Annotated in this window: 20 protein-coding genes; 1 reads left to right on the plus strand and 19 read right to left on the minus strand. The window is 56.9% G+C overall.

What is annotated here, in order from left to right:
- Positions 1-10: 10 nt before the first annotated feature.
- The 9 genes from trpA to leuC form a co-directional block, all read right to left on the minus strand.
- Entirely contained in the window at positions 11-823 is an 813-nt protein-coding gene (gene trpA, locus QUE89_RS09200) for a tryptophan synthase subunit alpha (RefSeq protein WP_286219805.1), read from the minus strand.
- Between the two features lie 19 nt (positions 824-842).
- Positions 843-2051: a tryptophan synthase subunit beta gene (gene trpB / locus QUE89_RS09205; RefSeq protein ID WP_434784104.1), complete on the minus strand. Its 1209-nt coding sequence runs from the start codon at positions 2049-2051 to the stop codon at positions 843-845.
- Positions 2052-2055: 4 nt separating this feature from the next.
- Positions 2056-2673, minus strand: a complete 618-nt coding sequence (locus tag QUE89_RS09210) for a phosphoribosylanthranilate isomerase (protein WP_286219806.1) — start codon at positions 2671-2673, stop codon at positions 2056-2058.
- Positions 2670-3578: a tRNA pseudouridine(38-40) synthase TruA gene (truA, locus tag QUE89_RS09215; RefSeq protein ID WP_286219807.1), complete on the minus strand. Its 909-nt coding sequence runs from the start codon at positions 3576-3578 to the stop codon at positions 2670-2672. The genes QUE89_RS09210 and truA overlap by 4 nt, the downstream gene beginning before the upstream one ends.
- 105 nt (positions 3579-3683) lie before the next feature.
- Positions 3684-6923 carry a FimV/HubP family polar landmark protein gene (locus QUE89_RS09220; protein WP_286219809.1) on the minus strand — a complete coding sequence of 1080 codons (3240 nt, stop codon included), beginning with the start codon at positions 6921-6923 and terminating at the stop codon, positions 3684-3686.
- 312 nt (positions 6924-7235) lie between these two features.
- A complete protein-coding gene (gene asd / locus QUE89_RS09225) occupies positions 7236-8351 on the minus strand; it encodes an aspartate-semialdehyde dehydrogenase (RefSeq protein WP_286219810.1) in 1116 nt (371 codons plus the stop codon).
- A gap of 126 nt (positions 8352-8477) precedes the next feature.
- Positions 8478-9551, minus strand: coding sequence for a 3-isopropylmalate dehydrogenase (gene leuB, locus QUE89_RS09230; RefSeq protein ID WP_286219811.1), 1074 nt, complete (start codon positions 9549-9551; stop codon positions 8478-8480).
- Positions 9552-9590: 39 nt separating this feature from the next.
- Positions 9591-10238, minus strand: a complete 648-nt coding sequence (gene leuD / locus QUE89_RS09235; RefSeq protein WP_286219812.1) for a 3-isopropylmalate dehydratase small subunit — start codon at positions 10236-10238, stop codon at positions 9591-9593.
- Positions 10239-10255: 17 nt separating this feature from the next.
- Complete coding sequence (gene leuC, locus QUE89_RS09240) at positions 10256-11674, minus strand: 3-isopropylmalate dehydratase large subunit (RefSeq protein ID WP_286219813.1); 1419 nt, start codon at positions 11672-11674, stop codon at positions 10256-10258.
- A gap of 184 nt (positions 11675-11858) precedes the next feature.
- On the opposite strand from leuC, the gene QUE89_RS09245 reads away from it, so the two are divergent.
- The gene (locus QUE89_RS09245; protein WP_286219814.1) at positions 11859-12749 is read left to right on the plus strand and encodes a LysR family transcriptional regulator; all 891 of its coding nucleotides are present in this window, start codon (positions 11859-11861) and stop codon (positions 12747-12749) included.
- Here QUE89_RS09245 and QUE89_RS09250 read toward each other — a convergent pair.
- From QUE89_RS09250 to QUE89_RS09295, 10 genes are all read right to left on the minus strand, one after another.
- Positions 12746-13846, minus strand: a complete 1101-nt coding sequence (locus QUE89_RS09250) for an MFS transporter (protein WP_286219815.1) — start codon at positions 13844-13846, stop codon at positions 12746-12748. The genes QUE89_RS09245 and QUE89_RS09250 overlap by 4 nt on opposite strands.
- An 84-nt stretch (positions 13847-13930) precedes the next feature.
- Positions 13931-15025: a chorismate synthase gene (gene aroC / locus QUE89_RS09255; RefSeq protein ID WP_286219816.1), complete on the minus strand. Its 1095-nt coding sequence runs from the start codon at positions 15023-15025 to the stop codon at positions 13931-13933.
- A 37-nt stretch (positions 15026-15062) separates the two neighbouring features.
- Positions 15063-15965: a 50S ribosomal protein L3 N(5)-glutamine methyltransferase gene (prmB, locus tag QUE89_RS09260; RefSeq protein ID WP_286219817.1), complete on the minus strand. Its 903-nt coding sequence runs from the start codon at positions 15963-15965 to the stop codon at positions 15063-15065.
- Between the two features lie 98 nt (positions 15966-16063).
- Entirely contained in the window at positions 16064-17272 is a 1209-nt protein-coding gene (locus QUE89_RS09265) for a patatin-like phospholipase family protein (protein ID WP_286219818.1), read from the minus strand.
- Positions 17273-17276: 4 nt separating this feature from the next.
- On the minus strand, positions 17277-18026 hold the full coding sequence (locus QUE89_RS09270; protein WP_286219819.1) for a DUF4892 domain-containing protein: 750 nt from the start codon (positions 18024-18026) through the stop codon (positions 17277-17279).
- A gap of 154 nt (positions 18027-18180) precedes the next feature.
- Complete coding sequence (locus tag QUE89_RS09275; RefSeq protein WP_286219820.1) at positions 18181-19101, minus strand: alpha/beta fold hydrolase; 921 nt, start codon at positions 19099-19101, stop codon at positions 18181-18183.
- Positions 19102-19113: 12 nt separating this feature from the next.
- Positions 19114-19464: a PilZ domain-containing protein gene (locus QUE89_RS09280; RefSeq protein WP_008171779.1), complete on the minus strand. Its 351-nt coding sequence runs from the start codon at positions 19462-19464 to the stop codon at positions 19114-19116.
- A 107-nt stretch (positions 19465-19571) separates the two neighbouring features.
- A complete protein-coding gene (gene holB / locus QUE89_RS09285; RefSeq protein WP_286219823.1) occupies positions 19572-20603 on the minus strand; it encodes a DNA polymerase III subunit delta' in 1032 nt (343 codons plus the stop codon).
- Positions 20600-22675: a transglutaminase TgpA family protein gene (locus QUE89_RS09290; RefSeq protein WP_286219824.1), complete on the minus strand. Its 2076-nt coding sequence runs from the start codon at positions 22673-22675 to the stop codon at positions 20600-20602. The genes holB and QUE89_RS09290 overlap by 4 nt, the downstream gene beginning before the upstream one ends.
- Positions 22672-23703, minus strand: a complete 1032-nt coding sequence (locus QUE89_RS09295) for a DUF58 domain-containing protein (RefSeq protein ID WP_286219825.1) — start codon at positions 23701-23703, stop codon at positions 22672-22674. The genes QUE89_RS09290 and QUE89_RS09295 overlap by 4 nt, the downstream gene beginning before the upstream one ends.
- Positions 23704-23718 lie beyond the last annotated feature (15 nt).

Genomic DNA, 23718 nt, shown 5'->3' on the forward strand with positions numbered 1-23718 from the left:
TCCCTGTCACTCAGGAGCTCAGGCCATCCAAAGCCTCACGCATCGGGTGGAGCAGATCCGTCAGCGCTCGCTTAAGCTGGTCGGTATCTGCCTGGTTTCTAGCTATTGTATCTACCAGGACGCTACCAACAATTACACCATCGGATACCCGCCCCACCGCAGCAGCTGTGTGAGCATCCCGAATACCAAAACCTACCGCTACCGGAAGCGCCGTAAGTTTATGGATATGATCCACGCGACTAGCGACTTCGTCGACGTTGATTTTCGCGGCCCCAGTTACACCATTGAATGAAACATAGTACACATAGCCGGATGAGTGCTCGCTGATCGCACGAATACGGTCGTCGGTGGTGGTTGGCGACAGCAGGAAAATGGCATCCAGGTTGCGCTCAGTAAACAGCGGTGCCACGTCGTCCGCTTCCTCGGGCGGTAGATCCACCGTCAGGACTCCGTCGACACCAGCATCAACCGCAGCGTCGGCAAAGGCTTCATAACCCATCGCTTCCATCGGGTTGAGATAGCCCATCAGAACGATCGGCGTTTCGCTGTCTCTGGTACGGAATTCCTTGACCATGGCAATGACCTGGCGCAGCGACGTCCCATGTTTCAGGGCACGCTCACAGGCCAGCTGGATAACCGGACCGTCGGCCATGGGATCGGAAAACGGCACGCCCAACTCGATGATGTCGGCACCTGCAGCCACCAGGGTGTGCATCAGCCCTACCGTTGCATCGGGATGCGGGTCACCGGCGGTGATGTAGGGAATAAGTGCCTTGCGACCTTGTCCTTTCAGGGCCTCGAGGGTCCTTTCAATTCGGCTCATGCCTGCTCCTGTAACTTCTTCAGATCTCGATGCCTTCAAGCTTGGCAACCGTGTTGATGTCTTTATCGCCCCGACCGGACACGTTGATCACGACGGTTTGATCTTTGTCCATAGTAGCCGCAAGTTTGATGGCATAGGCCACCGCATGGGCTGTTTCCAGTGCCGGCATGATCCCTTCTACACGGGTCAGTTTACGGAACCCTTCCATAGCCTCATCGTCGGTGACGGACACATAATTGGCACGACCGATGTCTTTCAACCAGCTGTGCTCAGGTCCCACACCCGGGTAGTCAAGACCGGCACTAACGGAATGGGTGCCAGCGATCTGGCCATTCTCATCTTCCATCAAGTAAGTGCGGTTGCCATGAAGGACACCGGGGCGGCCCGCGCACAGGGGAGCAGCGTGCTTGCCGGTTTCAATGCCCAGACCACCGGCCTCAACACCGTACAACTGAACAGATTCGTCAGACAGGAATGGGTAGAACATACCGATAGCGTTCGAACCACCACCTACACACGCCACCAGGGCGTCCGGAAGTTTACCGGTTTTCTCCAGCGCCTGGCGGCGAGTTTCACGGCCAATGACCGACTGGAAATCACGAACCAGCATCGGATACGGGTGCGGACCGGCGACCGTGCCAATGATGTAGAAGGTTTCGTCTACGTAGGATACCCAGTCGCGCATGGCCTCGTTCATCGCATCTTTCAACGTGCGAGTGCCACTTTCAACCGCGTGCACTTCGGCGCCCAGCAGCTTCATGCGGAACACGTTCAGCGACTGGCGCTGCACATCCTCGGCCCCCATGAAAACGTGACACTCCAGGCCAAGACGGGCACACACGGTTGCGGTCGCAACGCCGTGCTGGCCGGCGCCGGTTTCGGCGATGATCCGCTTTTTACCGAGAAAGCTTGCCAGCAACGCCTGGCCGATGGTGTTGTTCACCTTGTGGGCGCCTGTGTGGCAAAGATCTTCACGCTTCAACCAGATCTGCGCACCACCGGTTTCCCGGGTCAGTCGTTCTGCGAAATACAGTGGCGTGGGCCGACCGACATAATCCGCCAGCTCTTTGTCAAAGCGGGCCTGGAACTCGGGGTCGTTCTTCAGCATCTTGTATTCTTTCTCGAGCGTCATCAGGGAATCCATCAACGTCTCGGATACAAACCGTCCGCCAAAGGCCCCAAAGTGACCCCGTGCATCCGGCAGCGCGCTCAGCATTTCTTCAGTCAATTTCTCAGACACGGTGAACCTCTTTGATAAAGTCGGAAATTTTTTGGAAATCCTTGATACCTTTACTGCGCTCCACACCACCACTGACATCAACGGCCCAGGGTTGCACCTGCTCGACAGCGCGGAACACGTTATCAGAAGACAAACCACCGGCCAATATAAGCGGAAGCGGCCTTTCTGACGGGATCAGATCCCAGTTGAATGACTTCCCCGTTCCTCCGTAGTGATCGGGGTCCCAGGCATCCACAAGCAGGCCTGCGGCCTCGTGGTACCGGGCAAAGGCCTGAATCACTTGTTCGCGATTCTGAACCCGTATGGCCTTGATCCAGCGACGCTGAAATTGGCTGCAAAACTCGGGGCTTTCATCCCCGTGAAACTGGAGCAAATCCAGAGGCAGATGAGAAAGCGCCTCTCTCACCTCCTGCTCCGTCGGATTTACGAACAGGCCGACAATAGAAACGAAGGCCGGAACCGATCGAATCAACCTCTGGGCATCCGCGATGCTGACCGCACGTGGGCTCGACTCGTAAAAGACAAAGCCCAGCGCATCAGCCCCGGAGGCTACCGCTGATTCCACGTCCTCGGTGCGCGTCAGGCCACAAATCTTGATTCGCGTACTCATGCCTGTTGTACCGGTTGCTTCGGGTGAATGTGGGTTGGCGGTATTGGTCGGTTCTCTGATCGATCAAACCAGGGTCGTAAAAATCCTGGCCCGCACTCAGCCTGAGGGATACCAAAATGACCGGGGTAACCAACGTCGACAAGGTACAGGCCATGCGGCGGCGCCGTGACCCCCGCCACAGTTCTGTCTCTTGCCCCTAGTATGTCATGAATCCATTGAGTCGGCTTCTGCCCTGCACCAACCGCCATCAAAGCGCCCGCTATGTTCCGTACCATATGGTGCAGAAACGCGTTTGCCTGAACGTCTATTACGACAAAGTTGCCTTTACGGGTTACCGCGATCCGCTCCATATACCGGATTGGTGTGCGGGACTGGCACCCCGCCGCCTGGAACGACGAAAAATCATGCTCGCCCAACAAAGCCTGTGCGGCTTCATGCATTCGGTCAGCATCGAGGGGACGGAAGGTCCAGCTGACCTGACCTCGTTGGATGCCGGGTCGAACCGGATGATTATAGATAACGTATCGATATCGCCGATAAACGGCAGAAAAGCGGGCGTGAAAATCTTCAGTGCCATTACCGGCCCAATGGACAGCAATGTCACTGGGCAAGGCGGTGTTGATGCCCATCACCCAGGAGCGAAGACTCCTGATCGACGGGGTTTCAAAGTGGGCAATCTGGTAGCTGGCATGCACACCGGCATCGGTTCGCCCGGCACAAACCAGATCCACGGGATGATTCGCAACTTTGGCAACCGCAGCCGCCAGGTTCGCCTCCACCGAGCGTACTCCGGATTTCTGCTGCTGCCAGCCGTGAAAATCGCGTCCATCATATTCAAATGCAATGGCGACCCGGCCGTTACCAATTTCAATATCCGTGGTGAGTTGTTGAGGTTCGAAGAACAAGCGCCTATCCGAAAAAAGTCATACTGAAAAAAACAAAGCGCCGGCTTGTGTCGGTCAAGTACCCGACGGCCGGCGCTTTTACCTGAATGACTCGATTATAACGAATCAGGACAGATTTTTAAGGAGATCCTGTGCTTCACCTTTCTGCTCGTCATCTCCTTCCAGCGCAACTTCCTCAAGGATGTCGCGGGCACCATCACTGTCGCCCATCTCAATGTAAGCGCGGGCCAGATCCAGCTTGGTCGCCGCTTCATCGGTCCCAGCCAGGAAATCGAAGTCATCTTCGTCTCCCAGCTCACTCTCATCAATATCGATTGCAGCGGATTTAGACGTATCTTCGCCCACGGTTTCTGAAGCCACCGGCAGTTCGATGTTGTCGTCGTCACTCGCCAGTGACTCAGGCTCACCCAGGTCATCCAAGGCACTCAATTCTTCCAGCTCCTCGGTGCCTGCAATTTCGTCCTCCGGGCTATCCGCTTCGGTCTCCCCAAGAACATCACCTTCGGCAAGCGTATCCTCAAGGTTCAGCTCATCATCCAGCGCAGGCGTCTCACCTTCCTGAGGATTGGCCGAGTCTGCGGAATCAGAGAACTCTTCCATAAGTGCCAGATCCTCATCCGAAACGTCCAGTTCAAGATCGTCGAGGGAAGACTCTTCCATTTCTTCGCCTCCAAGCTCGTCGTCTTCGCCCGCCACCTTGTCTAGCTCGGCATCTAGTTCGTCGAGGAAAGACTCGTCGAGGGAGTCAACATCCGACTCGCCGGACTCCGACTCAGTGCTGGACACTTCTTCGCTTGCACCAACCTCAAGAGCATCTGTCTCAGGCTTTTCATCAAGAGCGCTATCGAGTTCCAGCTCAAGATCGTCAGCTTCATCGCTCTCGCTCAATTCCAACGAGCTCTCATCTTCGAGATCGATTTCCAGCGCCGAGTATTCGTCGTCGCTCTCTAGGTCACTCTCTAGGTCACTCTCTAGAGAGGTTTCGAGCGAAGACTCCTGGTCTGCATCGACCTTTTCTTCCGAATCCAGAGAAATTCCCGACAGATCGTATTCGATCATGCCATCGTCGTTCTTCTCTTCAGCAGTCTCTTCAGCTGCCCCTTCAGAAAGGTCTTCAGCAGACTCGTCTGACCCCATGACTCCGGCATCGGCCGACTTTTCAGCAGACTCTACTTCATTGAGATCGAAATCAGCGAAGTCTGTATCCAGTTCACCAAATTCGTTCTCAATCTGCTCTTCCTGCTCTGAATCGTACTGGTCAGCCAGTAGCTCATCCGACAGTTGCATCTCGTTGTCATCAGATGCTGCCGTTTCAGTCTCCAGCGACTCCGCGCTGCCAAATGAATCGGATCTGAGTTGTGACTCGAGATCGTCAATGCTCGGCATTGCTTCCGCTTCGTCCAGTTGAGCTCTCAGCGCTGTTGCAGAAGCCATTGCCTGATCGTCATCCAGCGCAGCGATCTCACCAAACTGCTTTTCAAAAGAAGCGCGATCCTGACTGTCGGCATAGACTCCCAGCAACTTCAGGCGCAGATCGGTGCGGCTTGGCTCTCGGGAAATCGCAGTCTCGAGAGTCTGAGCGGCCTGATCGTGCCGGCCATAGGCAATGTAGGTTTCGGCCTCGGCCAGCGGGTCGTCGGCCTGCTCCGGCTCCTCGTCATCCAGGCTCAGTTGGAAGGAGTCGCTGTCATCCTCGGGCTCACCATTCAGCTGCTCGTAAAACGCCTTTTCACGATTGGCGTTCCTTCGAGCCAAGAGCAGCAACAGCAGCAACAGAACGATCAGGCCACCACCAACTGCGATCTGATAAATGGCGTTGTTAGTAATGGAGTCGAAGATGTTACCCAATAAGCCTTTGTCGGCAGCTGGTTGCTGATTGGCCGGCTGCGGCTCCGGCGCCGCTTCTTCGGATGCAGCTTCCGGAGCGACAGGCTGTGCCTCTGCACCCTCTGCCTGCTCAGGCTCAACGTCAACCTTGGAACCTTCATCTGCAGCTTCGGCTTCAGCGGTTTCGCCTGCTGGCGCCGTAACTGATTCCTCAGTGGCCGCAGCAGATTCGCCGTCCGCGGCATCACCTACCGGCTCCGCTCCACTTGCATCGGCAACCACCTGATCCTGCCCAGTGGCTTCGGCTTCATCTGCCTCAGGAGTGCCTTCTGTGCCAGCGGCACCCTCGACAACACCTTCCGGCGCATCGGCTGCTGCGGTTTCACCAGACTCTCCAGCCATCTCCTGCATTTCTGCCAGCTGACTATTCTTCAGCTCGAGCAATCGCTGCAAAGTCTCAACCTGCTCTTGCAGATCATCAACGCGGGTGTTCAGCTCTTCATTTTCACGGCGGGCACTTTCAAGCTGCTCCATCGCAACCGCACTACCGGCGTCGGCACCGCCGGCAAGCTGACCATCGCCACCCGCAGAGCCGCCTTCAGTTGCTTCGCGACTCTCTTCATCCGAGACAAGAAGCTTGAGCTCATCACCGCCAGCTGCTACTGCCGATTCCGGTGCCGCCTGAGGCTGGCTTGGGGCCGTGGCGTCAACGGTGCGCTTTGGCGTCTGGAATTCAGTGTTCTGCTGGCTGACCGCACGGGTCGCCTGGGCTCGCGTGCGTGACTGGATCTGATCCAGTGTCGGCACCCGCAGAACCTCTCCCCGCTTCAGGCGATTTATGTTTCCGCCAATAAAGGCATCGGGATTCAGATCCTGAAGGGCAAGCATCACCTGCTGCATCGACACCGAGTCGTTAGGCCTAACTCGCGAGGCGATGGTCCAGAGGGTATCGGAGGACTGGGTTGGGCCCAGGGTAGTACCCTGGTAGCCACGGCTCAGGGATTGCTGAGCCTGAGTCTGGCGACGAACAGATTCGTTGCTTCGCGTAGAGGTGGGCTGCGGCTGGACTGAAGTAACCGCTGGCGCACTGACCTGCTCCTGAACACCGGAATCTTCAGCGTATACGGGAGGATCCACCAGTACGGCGTATTCCCTCATCAACCTTCCGCTTGGCCAAGTCATCTCAAGCAGAAAGTTCAAATATGGTTCACGCAAGGGCTCCCTGGACGACACATTGACCGCCAGCGACCCATCGTTTTGTGTAACAACCTGGAACCTGAGTTTACTCAGAAACTGGTTGCGGCTGAGTCCAACCCTTTCATAGGCAGATTCGGGGGCGACGTTCACGAACACGTCCCCGGGATCTACTCCTCGACTTTGGGGCAGAACTATCTCTGCATCCAAAGGCTCGTTCAGGTAAGACTGAAGTTCAATTTCTCCCAGCCCCAGGGCTTGTGCGACGCTGGAGCCAAGCCCTCCCGCCAGAGCCAGGGCAACCGCAAGCTTGCGTACCTTCATGCTTTTTCCTTTCCAGTCTCCGTTATTCGTTACTGCTTTAATAAAACAGAATCGGACGAGGTTGGATGACTTCCGTCTGGATAGTTCTAGTTATTATGTCGTGTTATTAACGTTCGATCCGGCAAGTATTGTTGATAATGTCCCTTTAATCAATCAATCAGCCGCATTCCTTGTACCATTTTGTATCAACCGCGCGGAACTCCCTAGCGCCCTTGAAAATAACAGGGGCGAAGACTGAAATCAGCCTTCGCCCCTCTTCCGGTTCTCAGAAACCGGACACAGTTGGCATTAATCGCCAACCCGTAACATTTCTTAACGTTCCTGCAGGATTCGCAGCATGCGCCTCAGCGGCTCAGCAGCGCCCCACAGCAACTGGTCACCCACCGTAAAGGCAGAGATATACTCCGGCCCCATGGCTAGCTTCCTGATCCGACCGATCGGAACGCTGAGGGTTCCCGTGACCTTGGCAGGCGTGAGCTCTTCCATAGTGGCATCGCGATCATTGGGAATCACTTTAACCCAATCGTTCGCCTTCGCCAGAATCGACTCAATTTCCTCGACCGGCACGTCCTTCTTGAGCTTGATAGTCAAGGCCTGACTGTGGGAGCGCATCGCACCGATACGGACACAGATACCGTCGATCGGGATCGGGTTGTCGCTGCGACCCAGAATCTTGTTGGTCTCAACACCGGCCTTCCACTCTTCCTTGCTCATTCCGTTGTCGAGCTGCTTGTCGATGAACGGAATCAGACTGCCGGCAAGCGGCACATCGAAGTGCTCAGTCGGGAACTCACCGGAACGCATGGTTTCGGTAACCTTGCGATCAATTTCCAGAATGGCGGACGACGGATCGGCCAGCTCGGATTTCACGCTGCCATGCAAATCACCCATCTGGTTAAGCAGTTCCCGCATGTTCTGGGCACCGGAACCGGAAGCGGCCTGATAGGTCATGGGAGAAACCCACTCGATCAGATCCTGTTCAAGCAGACCACCGAGAGCCAGCATCATCAGACTGACGGTGCAATTACCACCAACGTAATCCTTAACACCCTTATCCAGGGCCGAATCGATCACATTGCGGTTAACCGGATCCAGCACAATCACTGAATGGTCGACCATGCGCAGGGTCGATGCGGCATCGATCCAGTAGCCCTGCCAACCGGCATCGCGCAGCTTCTGGTAGACCGCCGAGGTGTAATCCCCACCCTGGCAGGTAACGATAACATCGAGCGTTTTTAAGGTATCGATATCGAACGCGTCCTGGAGTGGAGGCACCCCGTCCTTGCCAACGTCCGGCGCCGGTTTACCGGTCTGCGACGTTGAGAAAAATACCGGATCGATATCGGCGAAATCGTTTTCGTCACGCATGCGCTGCATGAGGACCGAGCCCACCATGCCACGCCAACCTACAAGTCCAACTCGCTTCATGTGCGACCTTTGAACCTCTTTTATGCCCGCCCTCAGCCCTTTTCGCTGGCTGGGACAGGATGGGTGATCCCGCGGCAGCCGCATCGTGGTGCCGTCGGGTCTCAAATAATCGGGACAGGCGCCTGCTTACAGGGCAGCCAGTACGGCTTCACCCATTTCACGGGTCGAGACCCGTTTGCCGTCATCGGACATGATGTCAGCTGTACGCAAGCCCTGATCCAACACCTTGCTGACCGCTGCCTCAATAGCCTCCGCGGCTGCGTCCTCACCCAAGCTGTAACGCAACATCATTGCGGCACTCAGGATGGTCGCCAGCGGATTGGCAATGCCTTGCCCGGCAATATCCGGGGCTGAACCGTGGCAGGGTTCATACATACCCTGCTTGTCTGAGTTCAGCGACGCCGATGGCAACATGCCAATAGACCCGGTCAGCATAGCTGCTTCGTCAGAAAGAATATCACCAAACATGTTGCCAGTCACAATCACGTCGAATTGCTTGGGTGCGCGAACCAGCTGCATGGCGGCGTTGTCCACATACATATGAGACAGCTCGACATCCGGGTACTCCCGACACAGATCGTTCATGATTTCGCGCCACAGCACGGTCACTTCCAGGACGTTGGCCTTGTCCACGGAGCACAGTTTCTTGCCCCGCTGCTGAGCCGCCTCAAAGGCCACACGACCGATTCGGCGAATCTCGGATTCGGTATAAGCGTAAGTGTTATAGCCCTGGCGCTCACCGCTCTCAAGTTCACGAACGCCTCGCGGCTGACCAAAATAGATGCCGCCGGTCAGCTCTCGCACGATCATGATATCCAGACCAGACACCACCTCGGGCTTCAGTGACGACGCCGAGGCCAGCTGGGGATACAGGATGGCCGGCCGCAGATTCGCAAACAGCTCCAGATTCGAGCGCAGGCCCAGCAAGCCCTTTTCCGGTCGCTTTGCCATCGGGAGGCTGTCCCACTTCGGGCCGCCAACTGCACCCAACAGGATGGCATCGGCTTTTCTGGCACTCTCCAGTGTTTCCGTGGGCAGCGGCGAATCGGTCGCATCGATGGCAGCACCACCGACCAGACCCGATTCAAAGCTGAGCCCCAACCCAAATTTTTCGTTTACTTTTTTCAGTACCTGTTCCGCTTCGGCAACGATTTCGGGACCGATACCGTCGCCCGGCAGCATTAATACGGTTCTGGACATAATCCTTTCCTGTGTCAGATCTACTTCAGTCAATAAGAATCAGTTTCCGGCGCCAAACAACCAGGGCGCGGTCTGTCGACGCTGCTCTTCGTAGGACTTGATCACATCGGCTTGCTCGAGAGTGACGCCGATATCATCGAGGCCATTCAGGAGGCAGTGGCGACGGAAGTCATCAACCTCAAAATTGAAGGCCTCACCGGCAGGCGTGGTGACCGTCTTTGCCTCGAGATCAACCGCCAGTTGATAGCCCTCTTGAGCTTCAGCCTCAATGAAAAGCTGATCAACAAGTTTTTCTTCCAAAACAATTGGTAACAACCCATTCTTAAAGCAGTTGTTATAAAAAATATCGGCAAAGCTGGGAGCAATGATCACTCGAAAACCATAGTCTTCCAGCGCCCAAGGGGCGTGCTCACGGCTCGAGCCACAACCAAAGTTAGTGCGGGCAAGCAGCACACTGGCGTTTTTATACCGATTCTGGTTAAGCACGAAATCCGGATTGATCGGCCGCTCGGAGCAATCCTGGTCCGGCTTTCCTTCATCCAGATAGCGCAGTTCATCAAACAGGTTCGGCCCAAACCCGGTCCGCTTGATGGATTTCAGAAACTGCTTGGGAATGATCATGTCCGTATCCACATTGGAACGGTCCATGGGGGCCACCAGGCCCTGGTGTTGCTTTAATGCGCGCATGGTCTCTCTCCTGTGGCTCAGTTCATCAATTCACGGACATCAACGAAATGGCCGGTAACCGCTGCAGCGGCGGCCATGGCTGGGCTGACCAGGTGGGTACGACCACCAAAGCCCTGACGTCCTTCGAAGTTCCGGTTGGACGTGGACGCGCAATGCTCACCCTGCCCCAATTTGTCGGCATTCATGGCCAGGCACATGGAACAACCCGGGTCACGCCACTCCAATCCAGCTTCAATGAAGATCTTGTCGAGCCCCTCTTGCTCAGCTTGAGCTTTCACCAGGCCAGAGCCCGGGACCACCATGGCCTGCTTCAAACCAGCAGCAACCTTGCGCCCCTTGACCACTGCCGCGGCTTCGCGCAGATCCTCAATACGGCTGTTGGTGCAGGAACCGATAAACACCCGGTCCAGGACAATGCCCGTGATCGGCGTGTTGGGCTCAAGCCCCATGTACTTCAGAGCCCGAACAATGCCTTCACGCTTGATGGGATCCTGCTCTTTGGCCGGATCCGGCACGAAGCCGTCGACGCCGGCGACCATTTCCGGTGACGTACCCCAGCTGACCTGCGGTTTGATCTCAGAGCCCTCGAGCTCAACGACTTTATCGAAGGCAGCATCGTCGTCGCTGTGCAGGGTGCGCCAGTGGTCTACCGCTGCATCCCACGTTTCACCGGTCGGTGCAAACGGACGGCCACGCACGTAGTCAATGGTGGTGTCATCCACGGCGACCATGCCCACCCGGGCACCTGCCTCAATCGACATATTGCAGATGGTCATTCGGGCTTCCATGCTCAAACCACGAATGGCTTCACCGCCAAATTCGATGGCATGGCCGGTACCGCCGGCGGTACCGATCTTGCCGATGATGGCCAGCACAACGTCTTTACCCGTCACTCCTGGCCCGAGCTTGCCGTTCACCTTTACCAGCATGTTCTTCATTTTCTGCTGCACCAGGCACTGGGTCGCCAGTACGTGCTCAACCTCTGAGGTGCCAATGCCATGCGCCAGACACCCGAAGGCGCCGTGGGTGGAGGTATGGGAATCGCCACAAACGATGCTCATACCGGGCAGCGTTGCACCCTGCTCAGGCCCGATAACGTGGACGATGCCCTGGCGTTGGTCCTTGATCTTGAATTCGAGGATGCCGAACTCGTCGCAATTCTTGTCGAGGGTTTCCACCTGGGTGCGGGAGACCGGATCAACAATGCCGTCGATGCCCTTGTCTCGATCCGTGGTCGGAACGTTGTGATCAGGCGTGGCGATGTTGGCATCGATCCGCCAGGGCTTACGCCCAGCCAAACGCAAGCCCTCAAACGCCTGCGGCGAAGTGACTTCGTGCAGCAGTTGACGGTCGATATAGATCAACGCAGAGCCGTCGTCCCGTTGCTTGACCAGGTGGTCGTCCCACAGTTTGTCGTATAAGGTCTTGCCCGCCATGATTACTCTCTCGCTCGTAGGGGGTTCTTGTTTGTTCAATGAATGGGGCTATCTTACTCCCCCGCGCCCGATAACCTCAATTCATGTTTTTTATTCTTTGCATTCCAAATTGGCATAACTTATTTTTGAGCCTGTAGCGCTCACTGCATGCGCACTTATTACAACCACTACCCCGGTGAAGCCCATGGACTCCAATTCCCTTCGCGCCTTTCTGACCATTGTTGATCAGGGCTCTTTCTCAGAAGCCGCCGAGGTTCTGCACCTCACCCAGCCGGCCATCAGTAAACGGCTGGCGACACTGGAGCACCAACTGGGCACCACCTTGATTGACCGCAGTCATCGGCAAATCCGGCTGACAGAAGCCGGTACTCGCCTGCTCCCTCACGCACGCCTGATTCTGGACGAAATCCACAACGCTCGGGTGTCGCTATCCCCAGATAATGAAGCCCTTGCCGGTGAGCTGCAGATCATAGCCAGCCACCACATTGGCTTGCACCATCTGCCCAACTGGCTGCGACGCTTTTCCGCAGATTACCCCGACGTGAAGCTGAACCTGCAGTTTATGGAATCGGATGCGGCCTACGCACAGATGCGCAAACGAAAGGCGGAACTGGCGTTTGTCACACTCAGTGACAGCATGGAGAGCCATTTCATGGTGTACGAGCAATGGGCAGACCCGATGGCCTTTGCCACTGGACCGGACCACGAACTCACCAGCCAAAATCCAGTAGCCCTCGGTGATCTGGCTCGCTACCCGGCACTCCTGCCGGACACCACAACCGCCACCTACCGAACCGTCAGCCGCCTGTTCCTTGAGGCAAACCTGCCCTTACAGCAACAGATTCCGACCAACTACCTGGAAACCATAAAGATGATGACCAGTGTCGGACTGGGCTGGAGCGTTCTACCCATCCGCATGCTGGACAACTCTGTTCACAGGCTGGATCTCGGCTTCTCGGTTTCGCGGGTACTGGGTGCAATTGGGCTTTCAGGCCGTCGGCTTAGCCTTGCGGCCCAGGCCTTGTTGGCAATCGTGCGGGAAGAAGAACTGAACACAGGCCAGACACCGGATTAGCCTTCCGTTTGCACAGCAGGTGCTGGAGGCGGCCTCAACCCCCGCCAGGTAATGACGATGGCAACCAGCATGGCAACGGCACCGCCCCAGAACGCAGCCGAGGTGCTGAAACCATCAACAAGAAACCCGGACATCCAGGCCCCCAACGCACCGCCTGCGCCAAAGGTCAGACCGCTGTAGAGCGCTTGGCCCTGACCGTGATGATGCTTACCAAAGAAACCCTGAATGTACTGAACCGAGAGCGCATGCAACGCGCCATAGGAAGCCGCATGCAGACACTGCGCGAAGATCAGCACTGCCAACACATCGGTCACCTCTGCAATTAGTACCCAGCGAATCATGGTCAGCGTGAGCGCACCGATCGCAATCTGTCGGAAACTGAACCGATGGGACAGCCGGTGCATGACCAGGAAAAGGCCTATTTCGGCAATCACCCCCAACGACCACAGCAAACCAATGGAGAGCTTGCCATACCCGTGCTGATCCAGATGGATGCTGAAAAACGTGTAATAGGCCCCGTGCGACACCTGCAGCAAGAAGTTCATCAGGAAGAACGCAATCACTGCAGGGTGCGTCACAATCGCTTTCAAACTGCCCTTAGGCGCAGAGGGTTTACGCTCGCCTTGTTCTGCGGGCAACAGGAACGCAGAGACCGCGATACCTGCGAACACGGGCAGCAGCAGCCAGGGAAGACTCTGTATGGGCACATATTCAAGAATGGCACCAACAAGCCCGACGGCGACAATGAATCCTACCGAGCCCCAGAGCCGGACCTTGCCGTACTTATCTTTGCGTTTGCCGAGTGTGCGGAGCGTGATGACTTCGTAAAGCGGGAGAATGGCATTCCAGAAGAAGGTGAACGCCAGCATGACCAACAGCAATCCGTAAAAGCCGGGCTCCAGAAACACGCCCGCAAAAAACAGCGAGCCGGTGATAGCTCCGAAACGAACCAGACGTACTCGCTGCCCGGTTCGGTCACCCAGCCAGCCCCAGACACTGGGGGCAACAATCTTGGTCAGCTGGATCGTCGCCATCAACGTGGCGATCTGGAGATAGGTGAATCCCTGCCCCTCCAGGTAAAGGGACCAATACGGCAAAAGCCCTCCCAGGAGGGCAAAGAACCAGAAGTACAGATTTGACAGTCGCCAGTAGATAGCCTGCGCTCCCAAGCCAGCCGAGGCTTACAACTGGCCCAGCACCGGCGTGTCTACCGACACATCACAGTTTTGTCCCCGGTGACGCAGGTAATGATCCATCAACACGATGGCCATCATCGCCTCGGCAATCGGCGTGGCGCGAATACCAACGCACGGATCGTGACGTCCGGTGGTGATGATCTCGGCCGGGTTGCCGTGAACATCGATGCCGCGTCCGGGCAGGCGGAGGCTGGAGGTCGGCTTTAAAGCGATACTCGCCGTGATCGGCTGGCCAGAGGAAATACCACCCAGCACGCCACCGGCGTTGTTCGACAAAAAGCCTTCCGGCGTCATTTCATCCCGGTGCTCAGTGCCCTTCTGTTCAACACTGTCAAAGCCGGCCCCAATCTCCACCGCCTTGACCGCATTGATGCTCATAAGCGCATGGGCAAGATCGGCGTCGAGACGATCGAATATAGGCTCGCCCAATCCCGGCGGGACACCCTCAGCTACCACGTTGATACGAGCACCGATGGAATCACCCTCCTTTCGGAGTGCGTCCATGTAGGCCTCCATTTCTGGCACCTTATCGGCATCCGGGCAGAAGAATGGATTCTGGTGCACCTGGTCCCAATCGATCTTTTCGATCTTGATCGGGCCCAACTGAGACAGATAACCGCGAATGGTAATACCCAGGCGTTGCTCCAGGTACTTCCGGGCGACCGCACCCGCGGCAACCCGCATGGCAGTCTCCCGGGCAGAAGAACGTCCGCCACCACGGTAGTCACGCACACCGTATTTGTGCATGTAGGTGTAATCAGCGTGCGCGGGCCGGAACTGCTCGGCGATCTTGGAGTAATCCTTGGAGCGCTGATCGGTGTTCTCGATCAAAAGGCCGATCGGCGTGCCAGTAGTCTTGCCTTCAAACACGCCCGACAGAATCCGCACTTCATCCGCCTCCCGACGCTGAGTGGTGTGTCGGGAGGTGCCGGGTTTGCGAAGATCCAGATCCCGCTGCATGTCCGCTTCTGTTAGCTCCAGACCTGGAGGGCAACCATCAATAATGCAGCCCAGTGCAGCGCCGTGGCTTTCACCAAAAGAGGTGACCGTGAACAACTTTCCGAAGGTATTTCCCGACATGATTCAGCACTTTATTCAGTTTATATAAGAAAAGGGTTTAAGCCTTTTTCTGCCATTCGCGAAGGGCTTCCGCAGTAATCAGGAACACCCCATCACCACCGTTCTCAAACTCCAGCCAGGTCAGCTGAAGATCCGGATAGGCGTCATCCATCGCGCCCCAGCTGTTGCCAACTTCCACAATGAGGAGTCCATCCTGCGTCAGGTGTTCGGCCGCCTTTTCGAGTATCCGATGCGCAATATCCAACCCATCAGACCCAGCCGCCAATCCCAACTCAGGTTCGTGATGGTATTCATTCGGCATGTCAGCAAGATCTTCCGCATCGACATAGGGCGGATTGCTCAGAATGACATCGTACTGGCCGATTACGTTGCTGAATACGTCTGACTGGATGCATTGGACCCGATCACCAAGCTCGTGCAGGTCAATGTTCGATTCAGCCACCTCCAGCGCATCTACCGAGATGTCGGCCAGATCAACCAGAGCGTCTTCAAATACGCTGGCCGCGCCAATGCCAATGCAGCCACTGCCGGTGCAAAGATCCAGCACACGGTTCACTGACTTGTCGCCCAACCAGGGCTGAAGCCCGTTTTCAAGCAATTCCCCGAGGGGTGAGCGCGGCACCAACACACGCTCATCGACGTGGAACGGCATCCCCATGAACCAAGCCTCACCCAGCAAGTACGCGAGCGGCACCCGCTCAGTAATCCGGCGCTCGATACGCTCGTGAATCAGCTGTCGCTCTTCACGGACCAAGCGTGCATCGAGAAAAAGGGTGTTGTTTTCCAGCGGAAGGTTCAGGGATCGCATCACCAATTGCACCGCCTCGTCCCAGACATTATCGGTGCCATGACCAAAATACAGCTCGGAAGCCGCAAATTGCGTTGACGCGTATCGCAGATAGTCGCGAACGGTGTGTAGGTCATCAATAGGGCTGGTCACGGGCACGGTCCTGCAAGGCAAAATTAACAGCGCGGCATTATACGCCCTTTCGTGCCCACCCTGCAGCCTCTGCGGCGTCCGGTCGTTGCAGACGCCGGTCAAATAGCGAGTGGGCCCGAGCTGTTGCGGTTCTCCTCAAATCTGTCCAGTGCTGCCGACATGCGCTCTCGGCCAAGCTGAATCAACTCCGGCGCCTTGTGGTAGTCGTAGCTTCTGCTGGCGTTCTTTGGAATGTTGACCAACAGATCCGGCGGATAGCCGGCAAGTTTGTACTGTACTAGAGCGCTCTGCATGGTTTCCACGGTCAGGTTCATAACATCGAACTTGCCAATCCCCAGCTTGTCCCAATCAATGGTTTCGTGATCTTCCTGAGCCCTTTTCTCAGGGCCGTTTTTTTCTTCTTGCTTTAACGCGCCTTTCTTCCGCATCTCCCGGGAAATCTTATCCTCCGGGGTTTCATCACCATCGCCCTTTCGCGCCGTCAGGGATTTGAGAGTATCCCAATCAAACCAGCGGGACGCCTTTTCCCGAATCGTGTCCATCCATTCATCCACGTCCGCACCTTCGTCATCCGGGCTGAACGCCGCGTCCGGGATTCGGCGACGCCGTTCGTCTTCGCCGCTGAGATTCACCGCGACAATCAGATCAGCGTGGGAGGAGATGGTGGGGATGATCGGTAGCGGATTCAGTAGCGCGCCATCCACCAGAACCCGGCCATTCAGCACCAACGGGGTAACAACACTGGGAATTGCCACGGAGGCCCGTATGGCCTGGTCGAGCGGGCCTTCCTGGAACCAGATCTCTTTGTGAGCGAGCAAATCGGTGGCCACCGCGGTAAAAGCAATGGGCAGGTTCTCGATTCTGGTATCGCCCAGCATCTCCCGGACAACCGAGAAAATTTTCTCACCGCGTATTGCACCGACCGAGTTGAACGTGACATCCAGCAGCTTCAGGACATCAAACTGGCCCAAACCGGTTACCCAGTCCTTGTAAGCCTGCATTTTGCCTGCCGCATACATTCCGCCGACAAGCGCGCCCATGGAGCAACCAGACACTGCAATGATCTCGTAGCCGCGTTCGACCAGGACTTCAATCGCCCCGATATGGGCATAGCCTCGGGCGCCACCACTGCCCAGCGTCAGCGCCACCGTTTGCCGTTTGGCAGCTGGCTTTGGCTGACTTGATGATGTCTCCGATGCGGCCGCGGAGACATCAGAGCTTTTTACAACCGCCGAGGCACCGTCTTCAGTGCCAGACGTCACGCTCTGTTCAGGGTCTGACCCCGGCTTACTCGTGGAATCACCCATTTACCTACCTCGTGATAACCGTCACTTCCACCCGATCGCCCTGGCGATTGGGGTCGGCGATGGGAACGCCCGGACCAACAATGATAAGTTTCTGGCGCGACGCCGGCACCCCGGTCTTGGACAGGACCTCCGACAACGACTCCATTGCCTCGGCAGCCCGGGACATCGCATCTTCTAACGTTTCATCGGCACCAAGAGCGGCGAAACCCGTGAGAATAACGGTAGCCGCATCGTCACTGGCCCACTCTGAAATCTGGCGACGCTCTGTGGCAGACCAGTCGAAACGATAGGTGACCCCGCCTTTCCAGGGTACGACAACCGGCCCACGAATCCTGTTATTCACACTGCCCAAGCCCGGAACCATTGCCCCCGGGTCCACAGCGAGGTGTTCAATCCACACGTATTCCCTGAGGTTGCCCCGGGTTACCGTGTAGACCAAGGTTAACCACCGGCTGCCATCATTTTCGATGGTTCCTGCAACCAGGTAATCCTGAGTAGCATCCCGGCCATAGAGAACGCGCTGATCAAAGATCTGATTGGCCCAGACGTTACTGCGCCCGCAGGCAACCCCTGAACATTCGAACAGCACCTGGGCACCGCGAGCCTGCAGCAAGCGCCGGTAATGATCCCGGGCCTTGGCCCGACTGGAATCGCGGGCAATTTCGTACAGCCGACCCTCCCCCTGGACCGGAAGCCGGGCCAGGGTCTCGGAGCGTATTTCATCATTCACTTCCCGAACCGGGCTAAAAAGCACTAGATGTCCGGGTGACCGGATGGTCGTTGTGGTCTCAAGCGAAGACTGGGGAAAAGGGTCAGGCACTACCTCTGGAGTAGCAGCCGTCGCCATAGGCGAAAGGCCGAATGCTGACAGTAGCAAGCAAACAGAGAACAGTTTTTTAGGAAAGATATTATTCATCGCTCAGAAAGTGTTTGATGGCCTCGGAAACCGGGCAAGTATCACCATCCAGGTGGCAATGGTGTCCGCCCGGGACATGGGCAACCTTCAGGTTTTCTATGGCTTGGCCCCGCTCATCCAACCCACTATGATTGGCCAGCAGGCCAGATTCAGCGCGCACGAATAGGGTCGGCGTAGTAATTGCCCGCAGCGAGGCCATAACCTGATCCTCACTCATCATCAAAGGCGTTGGATGGCGCAGACGCGAATCGGTCCGCCAGACATAACCGCCCTGCTCCTGCCTCATGTTGCGTGGGATCAAGGTCAGCGCGGCCTCCGGACTCAACGGGCTCAGCCCCCCTTCCCTGGCTTTCGCAGCGGTTTCGATATCCGGGTAAACAGTTGGTCGACCCGAACCTGCCAGCCGCTTGTGAATGGCTCGCCGAAGCTGCGGAATCGTCTGATCAACCGGGCGACTCATGGCGCCAAGACTGTCGATCATAATCAGTTTCCGGACCCGCTCCGGGAATGCCGCTGCATAAAGCGCACAGGCAATACCACCGAGGGAATGCCCCACCAGATCGACCTGACCTTTCTCGTTGGTGAGCAGGTGATTTTCTACCAGCTCGGCCACGTCTGCGACGTAATCCATCAATAGATAGCTCTGACCAACCGGGCGATGTCCGGATTTGCCGTGACCGGCCATATCGACAGCATACACCTCGGTCAGAGCAGCCAATTCAGGGGCCAGCTTAATAAACGTCAGGCTATTGTCCAGCCAACCATGCAGCATAAGCACTGGCACGTCGCCCGTGACTTTGCGTTCGGAATGCCAGTGCAGGCCTGACAGGCGAATGTTCCTGAGTTGCCAATCCACCTCCCGGAAATCGGTCAAACTCTGAAAGACCTTAGGAGGCAAGGCGGTATCGTTCATGCTTGGGTCGCCTTACATCGTGTGCGTGGGACGATCAGAACTCAGCGACCCCGCCAGATAAGATTCAATTTTGGTGCGGGCGGTCTCGTCGTCGCCATTGAACTGGACGCCGATGCCGGCGGCCCGATTGCCTTGGGCACCTTTCGGGGTAATCCAGATCACTTTGCCCGCCACCGGAATCTTTTCGGGTTCATCCATGAGGTTCAATAGCAGGAAAACCTCGTCGCCCAGCTGATACTGCTTCTGGGTTGGGATGAACAATCCGCCCTGGCGGATGTACGGCATATAGGCGGCATAAAGAACCGCCTTGTCTTTAATGGTCAGGGTGAGAATGCCACTGCGTGCACCAAATCCGGGCCCCATAACTGACACCTTTCCTTTGTGATCTCAATAGGTTGTTGCAGGGACAAAAATCCCTGTCTTTTCGCAATCATAGCAGTTGTTTGTCAGGAAGGCGCTATCAGGGATCATCAACCCGCCCGACGTTTTACCGGCATCAACTTCTGCCAGGCAATCAATAATCGGCTCGCTTCCAGTTCGGGGTTGGCATTGTAGACTCCAGCCTCCCGAGCCTCCTTGACCATATCCAACAGCGCATGAGCGCGCCACGCGGGATTTGACCGGGCAAGGAAGCCAAGCATTTCCTCAGCCTCTGTATCGATCGCTGAGCCGCCAAGGCTGAGCCTTGCCAGGTCAGCTGCCCAGCCTTCGAACAACCAGAGGCTGTCTTCCAGTCCCAACGCCTTGAACGCCTTGGCCGCTTCCGCTACCGGCACCCGCCCCTTCATGAACTGCTTGAACTGCTCAAACGCCTTATCACGCAATCCGATAAACTCACCCGTGGCATATTCCAGTGCCAGCCTCGGCGCATTGCCGGAGAGCATTAACGCTTTTGCCAGTACCTGAGCGGAGGGCCGGGCCGTCTCGTCCATGGTCTGAACCTCATTCACCAGCCAGTTGTTGGCTGACTCCATGTCCGGCGTAGGTATGGTAACGGTCTGGCACCGGGAACGAATCGTCGGCAAAAGTGGCCGCCCGCTCTCCTGCAGGAGCAAAAGAGTGACATCCGGCTGCGGCTCTTCCAGGGTTTTTAGCAACGCATTGGCCGCGTTGATGTTGAGCTGGTCAGCACGATCAATAATCGCGACTTTTCGCTGGGCCACCTGGGGCGACGCCACTGCAAAGGTCGACAACGCTCTCACCTGATCAACCTTTACCATCCGGGACTTCTCCGGTGCGTATGCACGAAGATCCGGGTGGGTGCTGGCCGCGAAAAGCTCACACTGTTTACAGCGTCCGCAAGCCGCAGGCTCACCCGCCTTATCGTTAGCCGGGGTATCACACAGCAGCAATTCCGCCACTGCCTGGGCCCAGGCACGTTTACCCACACCACGTTCACCCGTAATGATCAGGGCATGGGGCAACCGGCCGTCAGACCACTGGCTTCGAACCGTGGCCCAGGCCCTTGAGTGCCAGGGCATATTGCGTGCGTTATCGGTCAAGAACGTGTTCCCATGGTTGAATGTCGACGCCGAAGCTGTTTTTTCATGGTCTGCAACAGGCGCCGCAGGCGTTTGAGCTCGCGATCGCGCCCCACAGACGAGCCATCGCTATAGTAATGGCTGTTAATGCTGTGGGCAAAAAGCCTGGCGGATTCGGCAATGGCAGGTTCAGCCGTTGCCAACCTGGCAGCCAAGGTTGATGGTGTTTCGCCCACTCGCACCGGCACCCCCGCCCTGGCGCTCAAGTGGTGCCATCCGCCAATGATGCGTAGAAAGGCATCGCGGGATCCGCCGCGACGCATCTGCCAGGCGGAAAACAGTCCGGCTATCAGCAAGCCCGCACCGACAATACCGGCGGTCAGATAGCCGAGCTCCCGCATGCCAATGCCACCGGGAAGACGGGACATCAGATTCATCTGGGTTTGCCCCTGATACCCCACAACCCAGCGCTGCCACTGATAATTGATCCGATCCAGCTGAAGGCTGGCCCATTGAATCACAGCGATGTCAGCATATCGCTGGGGCGATGCCCAATTGTTTTCAAGGAACGAGCCTTCGTCCGCAACCGCATCACGCAACCCCGACTCAATTCGGCTAGGGGCTATGGCAGCGGTCGGATCAATCCGGACCCAGCCTCTGGTATCAATCCATGCCTCAACCCAGGCATGGGCATCGTACTGGCGGACGATCAGGTAATCCCCACCGGCGCCAGGTGCCCCGCCCTGATAACCGACCACAACCCTCGCGGGAATGCCGGCGGAACGAAGCAAGAACGTAGTGGCGCCAGCGTAGTGGGCACAGAAACCGCGCCTAGAATCGAACAAGAGGTTATCGATGCCGTTATCACCCATGGTGGGCGGCCTGAGCGTGTAAAAATAAGGTTGCTCCCGGAATCGGGTTAACAGCGCCTGAACCAGCTCGATGTCACCATATTGGCTGCGCAGCTGACGAGCGAACTGGCGGGCACGGGGGTTTCCCGTCGCTGGCAGCTGGAGGTATCGCCGCCGCTGCTCATACGTCAAGAATTCGCGACCCTGATTACCAACGTCTTCGCGAGCCAGGCGATACCGTACAGAGGTATCTGCCGGCCTCTTAAACCGGAACAGATCCTCCGCCTCCTCAATAACATTGCTCGAGACGGCCCGCGACTCTTCCAACGCGAAGGCCCAACGCTGGTCCGTGGGCTCGAGAAGCACGTCGTACTCACCGGTCTCCAGTTCACCGACACCGCCATCCAGAGCGACGCGCCCCGGACGCTGAAAAGGATCGCGCTCACTCTGTCTCCAGGTTTCGCCGTCTAAATAGTCAAGGATCAACCCACGCCAATACCGATCCCTGTAAGCCGGCATCGATCCGCCAAAGGTGGCTCGGAAGGCGCGCTCACTGCTCTGAGCCAGATTGGAGATATCGCCAGGCCGCATGGTGTCACTAATGCCGGTCCTGGCCTGGCCGGACACCAGGGGCACGCTCCAGAGCGGCTCCATTCGCGGGAAAAACACAAACAGCAGAACGACAATGGGCAGGGTTTTCAGCAACATCATACCCAGCCTTTTCCAGCCTGCCTTCACGCTGCCGGGAAGATCCGGCGCGTTGATGATCTGCAAACCAACCAATAGCAAGGCGACCGCGAGGATATTGACAAGGCTCCAATGAATTTCCTGGTGAAACAGGAAGTTCACGGTGCCCAGATAGGCAAGGATGAAAAACAGCACGTAGAAATCACGCACAGTTCGGGTTTCAAGCCACTTCAGCCCCACCGCCAGCACGAAAAACGATGCCGCCGTATCCACGGTAAAACGCCCCTGAACGGTGGCGATATAGACCGCAACCAATACCAACATAATGCCGGTTCGCAGCCACCGTCCTGGCAGACGAACATGGCCGAACTGCGCCGCCCCGCGCCATCCGGCCAGCACCAGGCAGGCCGCCAGCAGCCATATGGGCAGGCGATCCAGTTGCGGCGTGAGCAAAATTGCAAAACTGCCGAACAGCCACAACAAGGCCCGAGACGGCAATCCTGTTTCAGCACCCTCTGCGGCCACCAACACAGAGCTTTTGCCAGAGACACTCATGCGCGCCTCCTCGGTGATTCACCAGACCCATCGGACTTCGGTTGCCTGCTACCGTGTCTTTCCGTCATCGCGTCCCGCGGGCGCTCCTCGCCCCATACCGCCAACGCACGGAGACAACGGTTTACATGGGTGGAACCAGAGTCCGGTTCGATGACCTGACCAGGCAGACTCAAGCCAAAACGGGCACCGGTTCGTTCGCGCTCGTTGACAAGCCACGCCAGATAGCTAAGCCGCATTTCGTAATCAGCGCCGGGAAAGGCATTAAAGTCCAGCCAATGAGGGCTGCCCCGTTCGCCTTCCCAATCGGCAACGACCATCTGACCGTTCCTGGCGAACCGTTTCCACATAACGCGCTGGCTCGGGTCGCCCTCACGCCAAGGCCTCAGGTCCGCATGATCATTACCCATGGCCGGGCTGGCCTGCTCGGTTTCGTCCCCGGCTTCGATGGTACTGGTCACCTCTGGTGCCGCCAGTGGTCTGGGCGAAACAATGCCGGGTGATACCGGCCTGATCCAGGACCAGGCCTTGAGAAGACCAAACGGAAAACGAGTTTCGACACGGATTCTGTCGGGCCGGAGGTAACCCCGAAATACAGAAGGTACAGGTAAGGTCATGTCCTTCGACTGGCCTGCCTTGATATGCGTGGCACCCAGACTGAACTCTTCGCACGACAACAAGATGGCAACAGCATCATCGCGCCCTGCCGTTGCACGAAACCGGAACGGCACCTCGTCACCGGCCACTCCCTCTCCTGGCCGAACTAATGCCAACTGCAGCCCTGACAGATTACGATGGGTCTGATGCATGGCACCGACAAAAACCGCTCCGAGCAAGAACGTTACCAGGTAGATCAGGCTGTTCTGATAATTGATGCCGGTGATGAGCATGATCAACAGCAGAATGCCGAACACCACTCCAGCCCCGGTCGGCAAAATGAAAATGTTCTTCTGACTGAATATCTGGACGTCGGAACGGGGAAGCCTCCGATTCACCCAACGTTGCCAGCGCTTTGATACTTGGTTTTTCATGGTGCCCTTGAGGCG

It is taken from the genome of Marinobacter sp. LA51 (assembly GCF_030297175.1).
GTDB lineage: Bacteria > Pseudomonadota > Gammaproteobacteria > Pseudomonadales > Oleiphilaceae > Marinobacter > Marinobacter apostichopi.